The organism is Chryseobacterium sp. 22543, from assembly GCF_052044565.1.
In the GTDB taxonomy this organism is placed as follows: domain Bacteria; phylum Bacteroidota; class Bacteroidia; order Flavobacteriales; family Weeksellaceae; genus Chryseobacterium.
In genome coordinates, this window is sequence record NZ_JBQENH010000001.1 from 721,682 (window position 1) to 740,942 (window position 19,261).

Below are 19,261 nucleotides of genomic sequence, written 5' to 3' on the forward strand. Positions count from 1 at the left end.
TTAAAACCAGTAAAATTTTCTATGATAATACATGTAATTTATTAACCATTTCTCACTTAAAATTAAAAATAATTCAACCTCATAAATTTTAAAAACATTCCCCCGTTTTTTGCATTTATAAAAAAGTAAAGCACCCCAAAAGAGAGGTGCTTTGTATGATAAATAAGGATAATCTTACTTCTGATAACTGTAATATCTCGCTCCGACTAAAACCGGATTTTCAGTCTCAACAGAGACAAGCCCAAAACCATTATACTGTTTGTTTACAGATTCCTTCTTCTGTTTTCTGTGAAGTTTCTCATAAGTATCAAAGTCTACAGCGGTTCTTTGATTCAAATTTTCAAATAAGTTCCATTTCTCCACTATCTTGTTCCAGTTTCCGGATACTTTTCCAGCAAAAACTTTTGATTTTGAACCGCTTCCATATCCTATAAAACCAATTTCTTTCCCAGATAAGTCTTCATTTTCATTAAAAGAGGTTTGTAATGCCGAAAGAAATGCCATAAAGACAGAAGCTGTATACATATTTCCTATTTCGGAAGAAGCTCTCTGTGTCTTTTCTATCTTATCATTGATTAATTTTAGATAGTCTTCAGATTTTGCAACAGCTTTCTGTTCCTCTGCTGTTTCATAGGACAGACCATTCTCCAAACTGTAGATTTCAGTAAAAACCCTTTTCCCATGAAATGCATAAGGAAGGTGGAAGATAATATACTTCCAGTCTTCGTAAGGTTTTTCCTTGCCTGTGATCTCTTTATAATGATGATAAGCTTCTTTTATTCTATCCTGATAACATTGGTTAGAATATTGTCCATCAAATACAGGTTCATCTGTAAAAATTTCAATTTTTTCAGGATATGTTTCCGGAGCACCATTCAGATCTTCCTTATTATAAGTTCTTCTTGGTTTGAAAAAATCAAAAACACTTTCTGAAGCTACTCCCCAGTTATTTTCAATTTCAAGAAGGTCCGGCTGTGAAGAAATCAAAAGAGCTACCGCTCCTCCACCCTGCGTATATTCACCTGAAGAAGCCAATTCATATTTAGCATAGTCACTGGCAATCACTACTGCTTTTTTATCAGGATTCACCCTTACAAAATCCAGGGCATTATGCAGTGCGTCTACACCTCCTACACACGCAAAAGTCATATCCAGCACATCACAATTTCTGAAACATCTTGCTCCAAATTTTTCTTCCAACACCTGTTCTACCATCTGAACAGCATAAGATGCCGTAGGTTTTGCTGCATCCACCGCACTTTCTGTTCCCAGATATACTCTTGCTATTTCCTTAGGATTGATATTATAATCTTGTATAAGCTTCAGTAATGCTTCTGCGGCAAAGGTTGCTGCATCTTCGTGAACATCAGAAAGCCCCATTTTATGAAGACCTAAACCTTTTTCCAACTTCGCCGGTTCTATTCCTCTTTTTTCTGCTAAATCCTTAATCTCCAAATATAAACCAGGCACATAATAGCCCGCTGCCTCAATTCCAAAACTCATAATTGTCTAAATTTTAAACGAATTTATGAAAGATAATGCAAAAAACAGTGGTAAAAAATGCTGATTTTTGTAATATTATTAAAACCCAATCTACTTTATATTATATTTTGACAAATTGGTATTCAGTCATGATAAAATAAAGCCGGCAGATTTGCCGGCTTTATTTATTATTTATAGTTTTCAATTGCTTTATTGATCACATCAATCTGCTTATTAATACTTGCAGCATTTTGTGGATTCTGTTTCAGCAGTTCCATTTTTTTGCTCAAGCCATCTTTCAGCATCTGGACGATCATCATTTTAGCCTGTGGATTATCTGCCATCTGATTCTTGGCATATCCTGCTATTTTCGTAATGCTTTCCGTAGCTTTCAGATTATCGGAAGTCATGATCCAGTTGAAACCATCTTCTGCTGCTTTTCCTAATTCCGGGTTCTGGAATTTAATAAATGGATAAAAGGTGGCAAGAGGAGCAATATTCTCTATCTGAGAGGTAATTTTATTCTTTACAATAATCGGAAGCAATTGTGCCTGCAATTCATCTGAAGCGCCCTTCATATCAATTTTATCGGCCAGATTGTTTGCTTTTGATGGATCAATGGAAAGAAGTGCACCCATAGAACTTCCTTTCACGGCATTTGAAACGGCATTTACTCCTTTTTCAAATAACGGAAGGTATTTTTTGTCTTTTGTTTTTCCTAAAGCAGCAATAGCAGCTGCCTGAGTTAATGTTTTAGGATCGCTAGATGCCAGCTTTTCAACATCAGCGCCTAATGCCTTCATTTGTTCAGGATTAGCGAGGTCTATTAAATTCAAAGCTTTTATTCTTACTCTGAAGAAAGGATCTTTCAATGCAGCAGCCAATAATTTTACTGCTGCTGGACTTTTCCCAGCCTGATCTTTGATTCCGGTTAGAGCCAGGTATCTGCTTTTAAACTCCTTAGAATTTGTAAACTGCATCAGGTTCTGTTCAGGAGTTTTGGTCTCTGTAATATCTGCCAGTAAAACTCCATCAGCATTGATATTAACCAGATCAGGAGTTTTGGAAACATCAAAACTAAATGTATTTTTTGCTTCTGCATTTACCCAGACACTGTATCTTTTAGGTTTTCCGTTGTCATATACATCTATAACCAGAGGAAATTCAAATGGCTTTTCCTGAGTTTGATTAATGGTTACCGCCACTTGTTTTTTAACAGGCTCAAATGTAAATGAATAATTAAGTTTCGGATTTCCGCTACCAAAATACCATTGGTTGAAGAACCAGTTTAAATCTTTACCAGATACTTTTTCAAAAGATAGTCTTAGTTGATGTGCTTCAGCATTCTGATATTCGTTGGTTTTAAGATAGTCGTTCATTCCTGCAAAGAAGGCATCATCTCCAAGATAATTTCTCAGCATATTTAAAATTCCACCTCCTTTCTGGTACGTTACCAGATCAAAAACATCTTCACGGGATTCATAATTGAACCTTACCAGATTTTTATTAAAGTCGGATGGGTTGTGAAGGTAGTTATTCACATCGGTCATCAGGTGATAATCTGCCTGATCTTTCCCGTATTTATATTCATTCCAAAGGTATTCGGAATAGTTGGCGAAGGATTCATTGACTGTAAGATTGCTCCAGCTTTCTGCTGTAACCAGATCTCCAAACCAGTGATGGAACAATTCATGCGCAATAGTATCTTCCCATGTATTTTCATCAATAAGCTGGCCCGGCTTCTGAAGAATATCACTCCCATGAAGTGTTGCTGTGGTATTCTCCATCGCTCCACTTACATAATCTCTACCGGAAATCTGAGCATATTTAGCCCATGGATAATCATAGTTCAGTTTTTTGGAGAAAAAATCGATCATTTCCGGAGTATTTCCGTAGATCTGCTTAGCATAAGGTTCGTATTCTTTTTCAATATAATAATCAACCGGAATGTTTTTCCATTTGTCTTTTACAATGGCATATTCTCCTACTCCCATGAAGAAAAGATAGGTAGAATGTCTTTTGTCCATCACCCAGTGATCCGTTCTAAGCCCGTTAGATTCTTTTTTAGATTCTTTCAGAAGGCCATTGGAAAGGGTAACATATTTATCAGGAACCGTCATATAGATTTCCTGCGTTGTCTTTTGGTTGGGTTTGTCAATAGTCGGAAACCATGCCGAAGAGGATTCTGTTTCTCCCTGTGTCCAGATTTGTGTAGGCATATCCGGATCTGTTCCCTGAGGATTGATAAAATAAAGTCCTTTTGCATCATTGATGGCCATACTTCCCTGTTGTTTTACCTCATTCGGGCGGGATGTATATTTGATGTAGACTGTATACTCCTGATTTTTCTGGTATGTTTTATCAAGGCTGATTTTCAGAACATCATTTTTGTAATCATATTTCAAAGGAGATTTCTTCCCGTTATTATCAAGCGCTACTTCATGAATCAGCATTCCTTTTGCATCAAGTGTAAGTTCGTTTGCAGCATAAAAATAAGGGGAGGCAGTAAGCCATTCTTCCCCATTCATCTGTTCTTTCTGATAGTCGAAATTTACTTTAAGCTTTGTGTGTTTAAGTTCCGTTACTTTAGCGGGAGTTGCTCTGTATACTTTTTCTCTTCCTGAAGTTTCGGTTTGTGCTGATACATTGGCGGAAAATAAAATCCCGAGTATAGCAATTGATAAAATGGCCTTTCTCATCTGTCTACATTATTATTTTTAGAATTATTTTTTAATGATTATATCGAAAATATCATTCACCAGGGTCTCATAGTCCCCTTTTTGAAGCTGTTCCTTTGTCTTTGCAAAAGCTTTTTTAAGTTCACTTTCCGGATTTTCGTCATCCACTGTTTCAGCTGAAGCTACTCCTTTCAATTGAAGTATGGCGTTTTTCAACACTTCAATGTCTGCATTTTCTTCAATATTTATTTTTAAATACTTCATGATTTATTTTTAAGCATTTGAAATTTATGATCTGTAACCCAATCATCCACTCCTTTTTTCAAAGGGTTAAATGAGCCTGAGTTGTTCTTTCAAATTTAAGAAACAATTGCCAAAAGAAAGTGTACTAAAGGATTTATATTCTGATTCTCCAACTTATGAGCACAGGTAATGCCATCTATTAATGTTAAATTAATAGAAGTAAATAAAAAAATTAAAGTGATATAAGATTATTAAATAGCCACAGGAGCTTTGATTCCCGGATGCGGATCATAATTTTCCAGACTGAAGTCTTCAAAATCAAAATCAAAGATATCTTTAACTTCCGGATTCAGTTTCATCGTTGGAAGTGCTCTCGGCTCTCGTCCCAGCTGTCTGTTTACCTGCTCGAAGTGATTATTGTAGATATGAACATCTCCAAAACTGTGAACATAATCTCCCACTTCCAGATCACAAACCTGCGCTACCATCATCAACAGCAATGCATAGCTTGCAATATTGAATGGTACTCCAAGGAAAACGTCAGCACTTCTTTGGTACAGCTGTAGGGAAAGTTTACCATCTGCTACATAAAACTGGAATAGAGCATGACAAGGAGCCAAAGCCATATTCGGTATTTCCGCAACATTCCAGGCGGAGACAATCAGTCTTCTGGAATCCGGATTCTTTTTAATCTGGTCAATTACTTCTGTGATCTGATCTACAACTTTTCCGTCTGCACCGCTCCAGCTTCTCCACTGCGCTCCGTAAACCGGTCCTAAATCTCCATTTTCATTGGCCCATTCATCCCAGATGCTTACTCCGTTATCTTTAAGATACTTGATATTGGTATCTCCTTTCAGGAACCAAAGCAGCTCATAGATAATAGATTTCAAATGCACTTTTTTAGTTGTTACCAAAGGGAATCCTTTAGACAGATCATATCTCAGCTGATATCCGAAAACACTTCTTGTTCCAGTGCCTGTTCTGTCGGTTTTATCAGTTCCGTTATCTAAAATATGCTGTAAAAGATCCAGGTAGTTTTGCATTTTGAATGAGATTTTAAGTTCCAAATTTAGTAAAAACCATCAAAAAAAGCACTCATTTTTATGAATGCTTTTTATAAGCCTGATCTCTATTTTCTATTAAACAACTGTATATCTGCAATCTAACCTATATTAATTTTACCATATATTTTCAATTGTCTGATGAATAGTATTTACAGTGAATGACTCTCCTGTTTTTTTACCATACATCACTTTTACCAAGGGAGATTCTGCAGATACCGTCATGATTTTCTGATTTTCAAAAACAAGTTCACCCATTGAAACAGAGATATAGAACAATCCCTTATTGGTTTTCACCAATGCACCGTTCTGAACTTTTTCCGAAGGGTCGGAAGTTATTTTCTGCAGTACAGCCTGCTGATTCAAAACTTCGTTAAGCTGTCTTTGAAGATTATTAATTTCCTGCTGAAGCATTTCTCTTCCGGTTTCGTATTTGTCACCCATTGAGCTTTTTGTATCATTGTTGGAAGCTCGTGTTTCTGCAATAAGGTTTTCAAAATACTGGATTTTGTCGGCAGCTTTTGCTTTAATAATATTGATTATTTCCTGTTTGTTCATTCTAATAGTGGGATTTTATTGTGGATAGCTAAACCACCCGTCAAAATCTATGATTTTGACACCCCTCCAGCGGAGAGGAATTGAATACCGTTAAAGACTATTCTGTACTATTTTAAAATGTAAGTCAAAAATTTTAAGATTATTTTTCAAATACGGCATAATCAGAAACTTTAAAGCTAAAGTCTGTTCCGTTACTGAAATCTCTTTTCGTTTTATCAAAAACATTTCTGAATGTTCCGGATACATGTTCGTCTTCAATTGAAAAGTTAACAGGTTCTTTTGACATGTTCAAGACTACTAGCACTTCATCATTTCCATTTTTTCTTACATAAGCCAGGATTTTGTCATTGGCTGTAGTATTAAGAAGGTATGTAGTTACATTAGAATCACCTCCTCTTAAAGCTGGGTTGGAAGCTTTTAAATCCAATAATGTTTTATAGAAACCGGCAACCTGATAGGTATTGGTCCATTTGATGACATCTTTTTCGAAAAATTCCAGTCTCTTCATATTTGGAAGTTCCTGGCCTGAGTACAACAACGGAACTCCATTCCATGTTGCAGAGAATACTGCCATAGGTTTTGTGATGACTCCGTATTTTTCATATTCGGTTCCGTTCCATGAGTTTTCATCGTGGTTTGCAGTAAACCATGCTCTCATTGAAGCATCTCCGATATTAGAATATTGTCTCAGAAGATCTTTTAATTCCTGAAGAGGTTCATTTTTTTTATAATAATCTGCAGATTTGTGCATCCATTTCCAGGAATAGCTGGCATCAAAAACTTTCCCATATTCAGGACTTTCCAACTCATCAAATTCTCCCAGCCAGAAAAGAGGTTTTACTTTTTCTACTTCGGGACGGGCCTGAACCCAGAAATCTACCTCTACCCATGAAGCAAGATCACATCGAAAACCGTCAATATCAGTTTCCTGTACCCAGAATTTCATGGCATCAATCATGGCCTGACGCATCTCCTGGTTTTTATAGTCCAGTTCAATAATATCATCCATTCCGGAAGCGATATGAAATTTTCCGTCTGGATCTTTCAGATAAAATTCGGGATGTATTTTCGTCCATACATGATCCCATCCTGTATGATTGGCCACCCAATCTATAATTACTTTGAATCCCAATCTGTGTGCTTCATTCACCATATCTTTAAAATCCTGCAACGTTCCGAATTCGGGATTGATGGAAGTATAGTCTGCAGCAGCATATGGACTCCCCATACTTCCTTTTTTATTCTGCTGGGCAATGGGTGTGATAGGCATAAACCAAAGGGTTTTTATTCCCATAGATTTCAGGCGGGGCATTTCTTTTGCAAATGCTTTGAAAGTTCCTTCCTGAGTATATTGTCTTATGTTTACTTCGTAGATATTCGTATTATGTTTCCAATCTTTTGGCAGTTCTGTCATCTTCCGGGTATTTTTTTGAGTGGTACAGGAAACAATTCCCAGACCAATTACAGCTAACAAAATTAATTTTTTCATTAAACTATTTTTAACAAAAGTAAGAATTGTTTTTTTGAGAAAGGCAAAATTTACGGCTAGATAAATAGCATCTCCAACCCGTCAGTAGAACCTGAAAATCTTACTGAAGAATTTAAAGAACTCAAAATAGACTTACAAAAGCTCAGCTGATATATCTGAAACCTCAAATGAGGCTGTTTTTATTTAAATACCTACCTTCACACTTTTACAAAAAAAACCCCCGGATTAAAATCCAGGGCCAGTATATTGTGTTGACTATCTTTCGTCATCATTGTCATCTTCATCATCAAAGACATCGTCATTGTAGTCTTCTTCTTCCTCATCATCGAAGCTATCGTCTTCATCTGCAAAGTTTCCTCCTGATCCGAAATCTTCATCGAAACCAAACTCATCATCTGCCAAAGGCATTGCTGATTTCTTTTTAGATCCTCCGGCACTTCCATTTTTGCTAGGTGCCTTCAATGGAACGTTTCCGAATCTGTATACCGTGATAGGATAATTAACCCCTTTTGTTTCTTCAATAACTTCTACAAGTTCACAGAAGAATTCCCAAAGGTCAAGAAGCCCGTATTGGAACTGTGCTTTGTCACCTACACTTTCAAAAGCTTCATCAATGTAAACATCTGACATAATCTCACCATCACCATCATCACTCATATCTTCCAATGGGACACTTTTTACAATTGTTCCGTCATCTTCTAACAGATTAAAAGTAGAAAGCTCATCTCCCTGCAGACTGAATGCACTTTTAATTCCTAAATGTAAGTTCCATAACGTTTGTTTTCCCTTAACTTCGATATCACGGAAAATATCTTCTTTCGCATCTAATATTACGCGGATTTTGTAAACCATATCAGTTTCTTAAATTACTTTTTTGCCTTTATAATTATGATAAATCTCTGGTGCAAATATATAATAAATGACATGTGACAAAAAAATATTTCAGGATTTTTTAAAATATTTTTTTTCCTTACATTTTACCGGAATTATTTACTTTTTTCGAGCATAAAACTAAACTTCGTCCCTTCAAGGTACACGCTTTCTACGGTGATATTTTCGTTATGTGCTTCAAGAATATGTTTTACGATGGCCAATCCCAGCCCGGAACCTCCTTCTCTCCTGCTTCTGCTGGTTTCTACACGGTAAAATCTTTCGAAAATCCTTGGAAGAATTTCAGATTTGATTCCCATCCCATTATCTATCACTTCTATCAGCACCTTATTTTTGAGTACACTGGTCTTTACGATCACTTTTGCTTCCTGTCTGTTGGCATAATGGATCGCATTGGAAATAAGATTAATGAAAACCTGGGAAATTTTCTGTTTATCAGCCTCCACAAAAATCTGTGGATGAAGGGTCTGGATCTGTAATGTTGTATTTCGTTTTTCGGCTTCAAGATCAAGAAGATCGAAAATCTCTTTAATCAGAAGATTGACATCAAATTTTGAAACGTTAAGATTGATTTCGCCTGCTTCCAGCCTGTTGATCATATCAAGATCTGTTACAATGGCGATAAGTCTTTCGACAGATTTATCAATTCTTTCCAGATATTTATCCCGAATGGTAAGATTGTCTACTCCGCCATCTCTTAAAGTTTCTACATATCCCTGAATAGAAAACAAAGGCGTTTTCAGTTCGTGGGACACATTACCGATGTATTCTTTACGGTAGCTTTCCATCTCTTTCATCATATCAATTTCTGATACCTGCTGCTGATTGAGATCTGAAAACCTTTCTCCTAATTCTTTGATGGTAATATTTTCATCCTGATTCTGAACTATTTCCTGTGGCAGAAATCCTGAAAGTCCTTTTACCTGTTTTCTGCTGTAATAATTGAAAAGAAGTTCCAATACCACACAGTTGATCAGAAAGATCAGGACAATACAGATGAAAAGACCCGTTTTAAACAAAGGGGTCTCATAATAGATATCTTTCAGTGAATCGAAGACGACTACTAAAAGAAGCATTACCAATGTCAGCAGACAGGAGGCAACGAGGGTAAGTCTGTAAAATTTCAATTTTACAACGTTTTAATGATTGAACGTAAAGTTAAGATTCTAAAATAATTAAACGATCAGTTTATATCCAATCCCTTTTAATGTCTGAATCGTATTGATTCCTAGTTTTTCTCTCAACCTTCTGATATGTACATCGATTGTTCTTTCACCAACAATCACATCATTACCCCAAACCTTTTCAAGAATTTCTTCTCTTTTGAAAACCTTTTCAGTATTGGAAGCCAAAAGGTAAAGCAAGTCAAATTCTTTTTTAGGAAGAAGAAACTGCTGTCCGCTTTTGGAAACTCTGAAATTATCTTTGTCGATAATAAGGTCTCCGATTTCGATTAGTTTTGCATTGTCAGAAACCTGTGAGGTCAGCTGTAATAATGCATTCACCTTAGAAATAAGGATTTTCGGTTTGATTAGTTTTACGATGTAGTCATTGGCACCCGCCTGAAAACCTGCTAACTGAGAAAACTCTTCGCTTCTTGCAGAAAGGAACACGATAAGTGTTTTCTGAAGTTCTTTCACTTTACGAAGTTCCTGACAGGTTTCTATACCATCTTTTTCAGGCATCATGACATCTAATAAGATAAGGTCCGGAACAATCTCCTTTGCTTTTTCTATACCTTCGTTACCGTTGGTAGCTGTATAGATATCATACCCTTCCTTTTCCAAATTGTAAGACAGAATCTCTAAAATGTCCAGTTCATCGTCTATTAAAAGAATTTTTTTGCTCATCTTCTAGTTTAAGAATTCCCACAAAATTAATTATTTCCATTGATTTCATCTATCTGCCAAATGTTAACTAATTATTAAAAAAACATATCGCAGTATAAAATTACAAAATCAATAAAAAAATTAAACAATAAATACACATAAATCAAATATAGGGAATAATATTTAAAATTAAAACAAAAATTATAATTATATAAATTAAACATCAATAACTATAAATTTCTCTCATCTGTTAATACAAATTTCACAATTAATTAAGATTCTCCTAAAGTTTTCTTAAAAACTTAGCCCTTATTTTGCCCTTGAAAAAGAAGTAAAAGAAGTAAAATGAAAAAACAACTCCACAAGAGCATCATGCTACTTGCCTTGTTTTCTGCTGGCTATGCTTTTGCACAAAGTCAGATTTTGGAAGGTAGGGTATTGGACGAGAAAGATAACACTCCTATAGAAGGGGTAAAGGTAAAAGTAAATGGACAGGAAGTAATGACTGACATTTCCGGATACTACTCTATCAACCTGTCCCCCGGCACCAATTACATTGTAACGGTAAGCTCCAATGGGTATAACAGAAAAGAGATCAGTGAGGTTATTATCAAAAATGAAGGTAATACTCATCTTGATATCGTAATGGACAAGCCCTCTACCAAAGAAAAAGAAATTGAGGGAGTTGTCATCAAATCAAACGCAAGAAAAGAAACCATAGCCTCTACTATCGGACTACAGAAAAATGCCGGTGTAGTTTCTCAGGTTATTGGTGTTGAAGCTATTAAAAGAAGTCCGGACAGAAACACAGGGGAAGTTCTGAAGAGAGTTTCCGGAGTGAGTTTATCTGAAGGAAAATATATTGTAGTAAGAGGTTTATCAGACCGTTATAACCAGGCAATGCTGAATGGTATTCAGTTATCCAGCACGGAGCCTGACAGAAAGACTTTCTCTTTCGACCTTTTCCCTGCCAACGTTATCGAAACCCTTGTTATCAACAAAACTTTCATTCCAGAATATACAGGTGAATGGGGAGGAGCTTTGATCCAGGTAAATACAAAGGATATTCCTAATAAAAATTTCTTCAATGTACAGGTAGGTGTAGGAGGAAATACGGCGACTATGGGACAGGAATTCCATATGCAGAAAGGTGGAAAATGGGACTTTCTAGGAATTGATGACGGTTACAGAAAGCTGCCAACCAATATGCCTGCAAAAAATGCGTTCAGTATTTTAGATGAAGGTCAGAAAACCAACATTGGTAAAGGGTTTACAAAGAATTTAGGATACAACAGTATTGGTTATCCTGAAAACTTAAGTTTACAACTTGACGGAGGTTTCAACACCAAATTATTCGGAAAAGATTTAGGGGTAATTGCTGTTTTAAACTATAGTAACAACAAAAGAAGAACTGAATCTACCAACCGTTTCTTTACCATCAACGACCAACTTGCCGATACCAACTTCGATTATTTTACAGAAAAATACAGCAATGATATTATCTTAGGAGGAATGTTGAACCTTTCTTTAAAGCTCAACAGCAACAATAAAATCTCCTTAAAGAATATCATCACCAACAATACGGTGAACCACATGTCCTTCAGAACAGGAAAGGACTTTGAATTTGACCCGATCAACGGGACAAACATTATGGCAAGGGAAATAGGTTTTAAAGAAACTACTTTCTACAACTCTACCCTTACCGGTACTCATAAAATAGATGCTCTGGGTGGATTTACCGTAAACTGGTACGGAAGCTTCGGGATCCTGGATCAGTATATTCCTTTGCTGCAGCGTTTGCAGTATAACCAATACACCAATATAGAAGGAAGCCCATATTTAGCATTGATTTCTAATGGTCTTTCTCAAAAGTCAGGAAGTGTATTCTATTCTACCCTAAGTGATTATCTATATAATGCAGGGGGTGATATCTCCAAAACATTTACGATGTTTGGACAAAAACAAACGATCAAAGGAGGTTATTTGTTCCAGGTAAAAGACAGAATCTACAACTCAAGACCGTTCTCTGTAAGACTTGAGAAATTCAACCAGGGATTACTTTCTCAGCCTTTCGAAACAATCTTCAATCCTGAGAATTTCGGAGGTAACGGTGGATTTACATTTGATGAAATTGCAGGAAACCAGTACAGATATATTGCCAACACGATCCTTAACGCGGGGTATTTACAGTTTGACAACAACTTTACACCATGGTTAAGAGCAGTTTGGGGATTAAGAGTTGAAAACTTTGATCAATTGGTTGGAAGCACGAAGAAAAGTGATGACCGTTTTGTGAACACCCGTGTTACAGATTTCTTACCTGCTGTAAACTTAACATTCAAGGTAAACCCTAAAATGAACATCCGTGTTGCAGGTTCACAAACTGTTGTTAGACCGGAGTTTAGAGAAGTTTCTCCTTTAGCATATTATGATTTTGATCTTGGAGCTACTGTAATTGGTAACAAATCAATTGAAAGAACCAAAATTACGAGTGCCGATGTTCGTTGGGAATATTACCCAAGAAACGGAGAAATTATATCTGTAGCAGGTTTCTATAAAAACTTCAAAAAGCCAATCGAATTATACTTCAACCAATCAGGGGTAGGAACGAGTAATACCTTCAACTACCTTAACGTAGATAAAGCTGATGCTTATGGAGTGGAACTAGAAGTAAGAAAAAAACTTGATTTTGTAAGCGCTCTTAAAAACTTCACCCTGGGTGGAAACGTAGCTTTAATCAAAAACAAAGTAACAGACGAGGCTACTAAGATTGACAGACCAATGCAGGGGCAGTCTCCTTATACTGTCAACGTAAGTCTTCAGTATGATACTGAAAAATCAGGATGGTCTTCTACAGTACTATTCAACATGATCGGAAGAAGAATCCTTTATGTAGGAAACGATCAGGTACCACCAATCTGGGAAGCACCAAGACCTCTTTTGGATTTCCAGCTTGCTAAAAAAATATGGAGCAACAAAGGAGAAATCAAGCTGAATGTTTCAGATATTCTGAACCGTCGTGCTAAATTCTACCATGACCTGAACGACAACGGTAAGTATGACAGCAAAGATGCTCTTGCTATCGAAAGACTTTCAGGAACCAATATCAGTTTAACACTGGGATACAATTTTTAATTCATTCAACAAATAATCTAATAAATAATTTAATTCTTTATAACATGAAAAAGTTCGTTTTATATTCTTTAATGCTTGGCGCTCTAGTATCAACTACCGCATGTAGAAATATAGAAGAAGATGGACCTACCATTATTCAAAATGGAGGTAATGGAAACGGAGAAACTGAAAACCTTATTCTTTCAGGAAAGATCACTTCCAGCCTTACGCTTAAAGCAAATAAAATCTATAAGCTAAGAGGACTAGTATATGTAACTAACGGAGCTACTTTAACTATCGAGCCAGGTACAAAGATTGTAGGTGAAGCTGATAAAAACGGAGCTTTGATCATTACAAAAGGAAGTAAAATCATGGCAGAAGGAACTGCTGCCAACCCAATTATCTTCACTTCTGAAAAACCAAGTCCTAAAAGAGGAGACTGGGCAGGTGTAGTAATTTTAGGAAATGCTCCTACTAATGCTTCTTTCGGTGGGGCAAACGGAGTTGGAGAGATTGAAGGAGGAATCAACAACTCTGAAGGTCTTGGACTTTACGGTGGAAACAATGCTGCTGACAACAGTGGTATATTAAAATATGTAAGAATAGAATATGCAGGATATGCATTCTTACCGGATAAAGAGATCAACGGACTTACATTCGGTGGTGTAGGTAGCGGAACTACAGTAGATTACGTAGAAGTTGCTTATGCTAATGATGACAGTTTTGAATGGTTCGGAGGAACGGTAAACTGTTCTCACCTTATCTCTTACAAAGGTCTTGATGATGATTTCGATACAGATAACGGTTTCTCAGGAAAGGTACAGTTTGGTATCGCAGTAAGAGATTCTCAGGTAGCAGACGTTTCCGGTTCTAACGCATTTGAATCTGATAATGATGCTAACGGTTCTACTTTGACACCTCAGACATCAGCTACATTCTCTAACATGACGATTATCGGACCAATCAACTCTGCAGCTCCAGGATCAATCAACGCGTTATTCCAGAATGCATTACAGATCAGAAGAAACTCTTCTATCTCTGTATTCAACTCTGTATTTACAGGATTCCCTGTTGGTTTATTCATTGATGCTACAAAAGGTGCTCCAACAGATAACAATATTGTAGGTAATAAGCTGTTCTTTGAAAATAACGTTTTAGCAGGAATGCAAACTCCTTTAAAATTCGGACCATCTACTTCTACTCCTACAACGTATACATTGAACGATCTTACAACTTGGTTTAATGCTAAAGGAAATACCATCCTTGCTTCTACTGCTGATGTAAAACTTGCCGGTGCATGGGCTCCTGCAGGAACTACACCAAACTTTACGCCTAGCGCAGGTTCTCCTTTATTAACAGGAGGTGCATTTACTAACCCTAAATTAGCTACTTGGTTTACACAGGTAACTTACAAAGGTGCTGTAAAAGATGCTACAGATACTTGGTACGCAGGATGGACAAACTTCAACTTATAATAATACATAAGTACTTAGATTTAATTTCAAATAGAAGGCCTTCGGAAGTATTTTCCGAGGGCTTTTTTTTATTGTTATCATCAGATATTATAACGGTCCGCTGAAATCAATATTAAGCGGTGTTCATATTGTAAAAAACAGAAAATGACAATTTGAACAGTTGTTATTTTTGTTTAAAAGTAGATTTTTATAAGGGTTTGTTAAAAAATTTTGGCTAAAACCAGGGAAATATATTCTATTGATAGAGAAGAGAGAAAAGAGAAGAGAGAAGAGACCCGAAACCCATAACTCATAATTTATAATTTATAATTTATCATTCAATAAAAAGCCACCAGGAAACTCCCGATGGCATTCACAAAAAACAAGTGTATAAAAATATATATACTTCAATTAATTTCTCCAAAATAAATTCCCGTCATTCATCAGGGCTTTTATTTCAGACATTCTGGAAACAGCTTCTGCAGAACACGAAGCGTCTGCCAGAACAACTGCAGCTTCATCACCAGCTTTAGGCCATTGCTGTTTTCCTTTCTCATCCAATGGAAGAATACTTTGAGTGGCAAACTGCAAAGCTCTTGATAGTGCATATTCTGTAGCATAACCATATAACTCAGCAATGAGATTCGCTTTCTGGAGCATACTTCCTGAACCAAAAGTACTCCAGTAATCCTGTACATTATCATTTCCGATCAATACATTGACCCCATATTTTTTCAGGGTTGGAATCGGCATTACCGTTCCTTTAAAAGGTACTGAAGAAGCGATTCCCACTTTTCCTTCAGCCAGTTTTTCTGCAATCTGCTCTGTTTCTTTTGGTGAAAGATGAGCCAGGGCAAATGCATGACTTACAAATGTTTTCCCCTGCAGTGCCGGATTTTCAATTGCTTTATCAATCAGGTAATTGATTGTTTTCATTCCAGACTCTCCTACTTCATGCAGGTGAATATCAATTCCTTTGTGGTGATCTAAAGCCAGCTCAACGGTAAAATCCATTACTTTTTCTATGCTTCCGTCAATACTTAAAGGATCCAATCCACCGATAAATCCTACACTTTTAAGCTGTGCTGCTTCCTTCATCAAAGGAACAGTATCTGTATAGTAAACTCCATGTTGCGGAAAAGCAACTAATTCTGCTTTGAAAGAGTCCTTTTTATTTTCAAGAGCCTGCTCAAGATGCTCCAGAGATTTCAGTCCCGAAGTAGTATCAATATTGAAATGAGTTCTTACGAAATGAGTTCCATAATGCTGCTGCAGACTGATCAGCTGTTCTGCTCTGCTTACAGAAGTTTTCAACAGTTCAGGAATGATTTCCTGCTCATAAGCAATCATATCTTTCACTGTTCTTCTCTTAGGAGAAAGAGCCTGCCATGGAAGACCGTACAATGTTTTATCCAGATGGATGTGCATATCTCTGAACGCCGGAAGCATCAGATATCCTTTAGCATCTATTGCTTCTGAAGCGGGATCATTTGCTTTTACTGTTTTTATTTTTCCATCTTCAATTTCAATACTGAAAAGATCAGTTTTTGTTCCGGTTACCTCTTCATTTTCGTATTCAAAACCTGTTTCCAGGCGGACATTTTTAAGGGAATATTTTCCTTTTGCAGTTAATTGATAGGGAAATTGCATGATTCTAAGATTTTAACAATACAAAATTAGCCCTACTTCAGGGTAAAACAGGTGTATCAATTATGTCTTGTTTTGTACAGATTATTCTTTGAATTGGGTAGGTGTCATTCCCGTCTGTGCTTTAAAGAATTTGGAAAAACTTGCATGATCGTAGAAACCGAGATCATACACAATGTCTTTTACTGACATTTCAGAAACTTTTAAAAGTCTTTTGGCTTCCAGTAAAATACGGTCCTGAATGAGAGATGAAGCCGAAGCATTAAGATTTTTCTTGCAGACAATATTCAGGTAGTTGGCCGAAATATTCAGTTTATCCGCATAAAAAGAAACTGATCTTTCTGTTTTAAAATGTTCATCAATAAGATGGAGAAATTTTGAAATAATAGGATTTGAGTTATAGACTTCAAAGTCTTTGAAAGCTCCTTCCACAGATTTACTTACCAACAGCCCAATCAGCTCACTCCTTTTTTGAATAAGCTCCCAAAATACTTTTTCACCACTAAGTTCTTTCTGGATAGATTGAAATTCATATAGAAAAGTTTTAAAAATTTCCGGGGAAAGATTGATAACCGGATGGTTCTGATAATAAGAGGCAGAAAACCTTAATGACGGCAGGAAACTTTCAAACCAGTCCCGGCTGATCATCAGCTGATAACCGATGGTTTCTTTTTCAATCACCCATTGATGTACCTGATCCGGAAAAACAAGGTGGATCTGATGGTCTTTTACCGGATATTCTGTAAAATCTATAGTATGTGAACCAACTCCATGCTCAAAAAGATTGATGATAAAAAAATCATGCTTATGGGGATCATCAATGGAACGTGCCCCATAAAGTTCATTAAACAGCAGATTACAGCCCTTCAGCTGATTCTCACTAAATTCCTGAATTCCTAAAATTGGAAAATGATCCGTATGATAGCCCACTCTGCCTGATTTTCTCCTAAAATTACTAAAATTTGTGAGAAAAAACTAAAATAACCACAAAAGGGACAAAAGCTTTACATACACCACTCCTACTTCAGTTTCTATCTGCATTCAGTGACTATTTCCGAAAATCAATAATATATTCCCAGGCTTTCCTTTAGTAAAACTTTTATACCCTTTGTGGTTAAAAAAACACAACTAAATTATATATATAAATTTATAAGCAATTATATTGTTCAAATCTTATCTGCAAGACTTTTTTACTTTTCATTTAAGTTCAAAAAAGTTTAAAAGACAACATTTCCATCATGCACCAATGATTCAACTTCTGAAATTCTTGATACAGTTTCTGCAGAACAGCTTGCATTCATCAGAACAAAGTCTGCTTTATCACCTGATTTTGGCCATTGCTGAGTTCCTTTGTCATCCAGCGGAAGAATATTTCCTGTGGCCAGTTTTAAACTTCTTGACAATAAAAACTCTGTTGAATATCCATACAGTTGAGCCATTAAGTTGGCTTTCTGAAGCACACTTCCCGTTCCGAAAGTATTCCAATGGTCTATGATGCTGTCATTTCCTGTCAGAACGGTTACATTATGTTTGTAAAGCGTTGGTATTGGCATGATCAGCCTTCCGAAAGGGATTGTAGAAACAATTCCGATCTGTGCCTCACCTAATTTTTCTGCGATTTCTTCCTGTTTTGCAGCTTCTAGTTTAGCCAGAATAAAACAATGGCTTAAATAGGTTTTCCCTTTCAGAGAAGGGTTTTCATTTACTTTTTTAATAAGATATTCTACAGTTTTCAATCCGGAATCACCGGTTTCATGCAGGTGAATATCGATTCCTTTTTTATTGTCCAAAGCAAGCTGAACGGTAAAGTCTACCACTTTTTCAATATCACCATCAATGTTGAAAGGGTCTACACCACCAATAAAGTCAATATCCATCTTTGCTGCTTCTTTCAGATAAGGTACAGAATCTGTATAGAACACGCCATGCTGCGGAAAGGCTACCAGCTCAGCTCCAAAACCCTTCTTTTTATTTTCTAAAGCTTTCTGCAGATTTTTTAATGACTGCAGTTTGGAAGTGGGTTCAATATTCACATGGCTTCTCGCATAGGAAGTTCCTTTTGACTGTAATAATTCGATCAGTTTCTCTGCCTTGAAGGTTGAATTCTTCAGCATCTCCGGAAGCATTTTCTGCTCCAGCTCTATCATTCCTTTGATCCCTCCGGTTCTTTTTCTAACGGCCTGCCATTGATCTCCATAAAAGGTTTTATCAAGGTGAATATGCATATCCTTGAATGCAGGAAGCATCAATAGTCCTTTTGCATCTGTCGCTTTAGCATTAGGCTGGTTCGGAGCAATCTTTATAATTTTTCCGTTTTCAACTTCTATATAGAACAGATCTGTTTTGGTAGAAGCCACTTCTCCATCCTGATATTCAAAACCTGTTTCCAGACGGACATTTTTCAGAATCATTTTTCCTTTTGCCGAACTGTTATTTTCATCCAGGAAAGGTGATGCAGTCATGATATTAGGTACTAAAGTTAATCCCGCTACAGCCAAAGCTGAATTTCGGATAAAGTCTTTGCGGGAGATGGTATTGTCAGAAGTCTTCATTTCCAATCTATTTATGACAAAATTAAAAAGAAGTCTGGTGAACAAAGTGTATCGTTTATTACAAAATCTGTATGATTTATGCTTTGTTCTGATTGTTTTTTAAATACCCTGTTATTCATTACAGCAATAAACAACTTTATCCATAACGCTGTTATTCCTTAGGAACATATATCATAATACCCGCATTACTAAGACTCCTACGGAGTGACAAACTTTGCGGATATTTTTAGACGTAAAAATTACTTACAATTTATAAAAAT

At 36.4% G+C, this 19,261-nt stretch carries 14 protein-coding genes; 2 read left to right on the forward strand and 12 right to left on the reverse strand.

The genetic code is table 11. The annotated features are described in order from the left end of the window. Positions 1 to 174 precede the first annotated feature (174 nt). From ACTJIP_RS03115 to ACTJIP_RS03155, 9 genes are all read right to left on the reverse strand, one after another. On the reverse strand, positions 175 to 1,503 hold the full coding sequence (locus ACTJIP_RS03115; protein WP_077418227.1) for a hydroxymethylglutaryl-CoA synthase family protein: 1,329 nt from the start codon (positions 1,501 to 1,503) through the stop codon (positions 175 to 177). Positions 1,504 to 1,670: 167 nt separating this feature from the next. After that, positions 1,671 to 4,181: a M1 family metallopeptidase gene (locus ACTJIP_RS03120; protein WP_077418224.1), complete on the reverse strand. Its 2,511-nt coding sequence runs from the start codon at positions 4,179 to 4,181 to the stop codon at positions 1,671 to 1,673. A 24-nt stretch (positions 4,182 to 4,205) separates the two neighbouring features. Next, positions 4,206 to 4,424, reverse strand: a complete 219-nt coding sequence (locus ACTJIP_RS03125; RefSeq protein ID WP_180564360.1) for a hypothetical protein — start codon at positions 4,422 to 4,424, stop codon at positions 4,206 to 4,208. A 230-nt stretch (positions 4,425 to 4,654) separates the two neighbouring features. Continuing rightward, positions 4,655 to 5,449, reverse strand: a complete 795-nt coding sequence (locus ACTJIP_RS03130) for a thymidylate synthase (RefSeq protein WP_149386689.1) — start codon at positions 5,447 to 5,449, stop codon at positions 4,655 to 4,657. 135 nt (positions 5,450 to 5,584) lie between these two features. Next, positions 5,585 to 6,025 carry a hypothetical protein gene (locus ACTJIP_RS03135; protein WP_077418216.1) on the reverse strand — a complete coding sequence of 147 codons (441 nt, stop codon included), beginning with the start codon at positions 6,023 to 6,025 and terminating at the stop codon, positions 5,585 to 5,587. Between the two features lie 139 nt (positions 6,026 to 6,164). Further along, positions 6,165 to 7,514 (reverse strand): alpha-amylase family glycosyl hydrolase, encoded by a 1,350-nt coding sequence (locus ACTJIP_RS03140; RefSeq protein ID WP_077418214.1) that lies wholly within the window; start codon positions 7,512 to 7,514, stop codon positions 6,165 to 6,167. Positions 7,515 to 7,769: 255 nt separating this feature from the next. Further along, on the reverse strand, positions 7,770 to 8,366 hold the full coding sequence (locus tag ACTJIP_RS03145) for an IS1096 element passenger TnpR family protein (protein WP_077418212.1): 597 nt from the start codon (positions 8,364 to 8,366) through the stop codon (positions 7,770 to 7,772). A 134-nt stretch (positions 8,367 to 8,500) separates the two neighbouring features. Continuing rightward, entirely contained in the window at positions 8,501 to 9,532 is a 1,032-nt protein-coding gene (locus tag ACTJIP_RS03150; protein WP_077418210.1) for a sensor histidine kinase, read from the reverse strand. A 48-nt stretch (positions 9,533 to 9,580) separates the two neighbouring features. Further along, the gene (locus ACTJIP_RS03155; protein WP_077418208.1) at positions 9,581 to 10,255 is read right to left on the reverse strand and encodes a response regulator; all 675 of its coding nucleotides are present in this window, start codon (positions 10,253 to 10,255) and stop codon (positions 9,581 to 9,583) included. 324 nt (positions 10,256 to 10,579) lie between these two features. On the opposite strand from ACTJIP_RS03155, the gene ACTJIP_RS03160 reads away from it, so the two are divergent. Continuing rightward, positions 10,580 to 13,369, forward strand: a complete 2,790-nt coding sequence (locus ACTJIP_RS03160; protein WP_440704106.1) for a TonB-dependent receptor domain-containing protein — start codon at positions 10,580 to 10,582, stop codon at positions 13,367 to 13,369. A 44-nt stretch (positions 13,370 to 13,413) separates the two neighbouring features. After that, positions 13,414 to 14,823, forward strand: coding sequence for a hypothetical protein (locus ACTJIP_RS03165; RefSeq protein WP_077418204.1), 1,410 nt, complete (start codon positions 13,414 to 13,416; stop codon positions 14,821 to 14,823). 390 nt (positions 14,824 to 15,213) lie between these two features. Here ACTJIP_RS03165 and ACTJIP_RS03170 read toward each other — a convergent pair whose 3' ends face one another. The 3 genes from ACTJIP_RS03170 to ACTJIP_RS03180 form a co-directional block, all read right to left on the reverse strand. Continuing rightward, positions 15,214 to 16,452, reverse strand: a complete 1,239-nt coding sequence (locus ACTJIP_RS03170; protein ID WP_180564362.1) for an amidohydrolase — start codon at positions 16,450 to 16,452, stop codon at positions 15,214 to 15,216. A gap of 81 nt (positions 16,453 to 16,533) precedes the next feature. Beyond that, a complete protein-coding gene (locus ACTJIP_RS03175) occupies positions 16,534 to 17,379 on the reverse strand; it encodes a helix-turn-helix domain-containing protein (protein WP_077418200.1) in 846 nt (281 codons plus the stop codon). Positions 17,380 to 17,666: 287 nt separating this feature from the next. Beyond that, on the reverse strand, positions 17,667 to 19,001 hold the full coding sequence (locus tag ACTJIP_RS03180; protein WP_440704107.1) for an amidohydrolase: 1,335 nt from the start codon (positions 18,999 to 19,001) through the stop codon (positions 17,667 to 17,669). Positions 19,002 to 19,261: the final 260 nt, after the last annotated feature.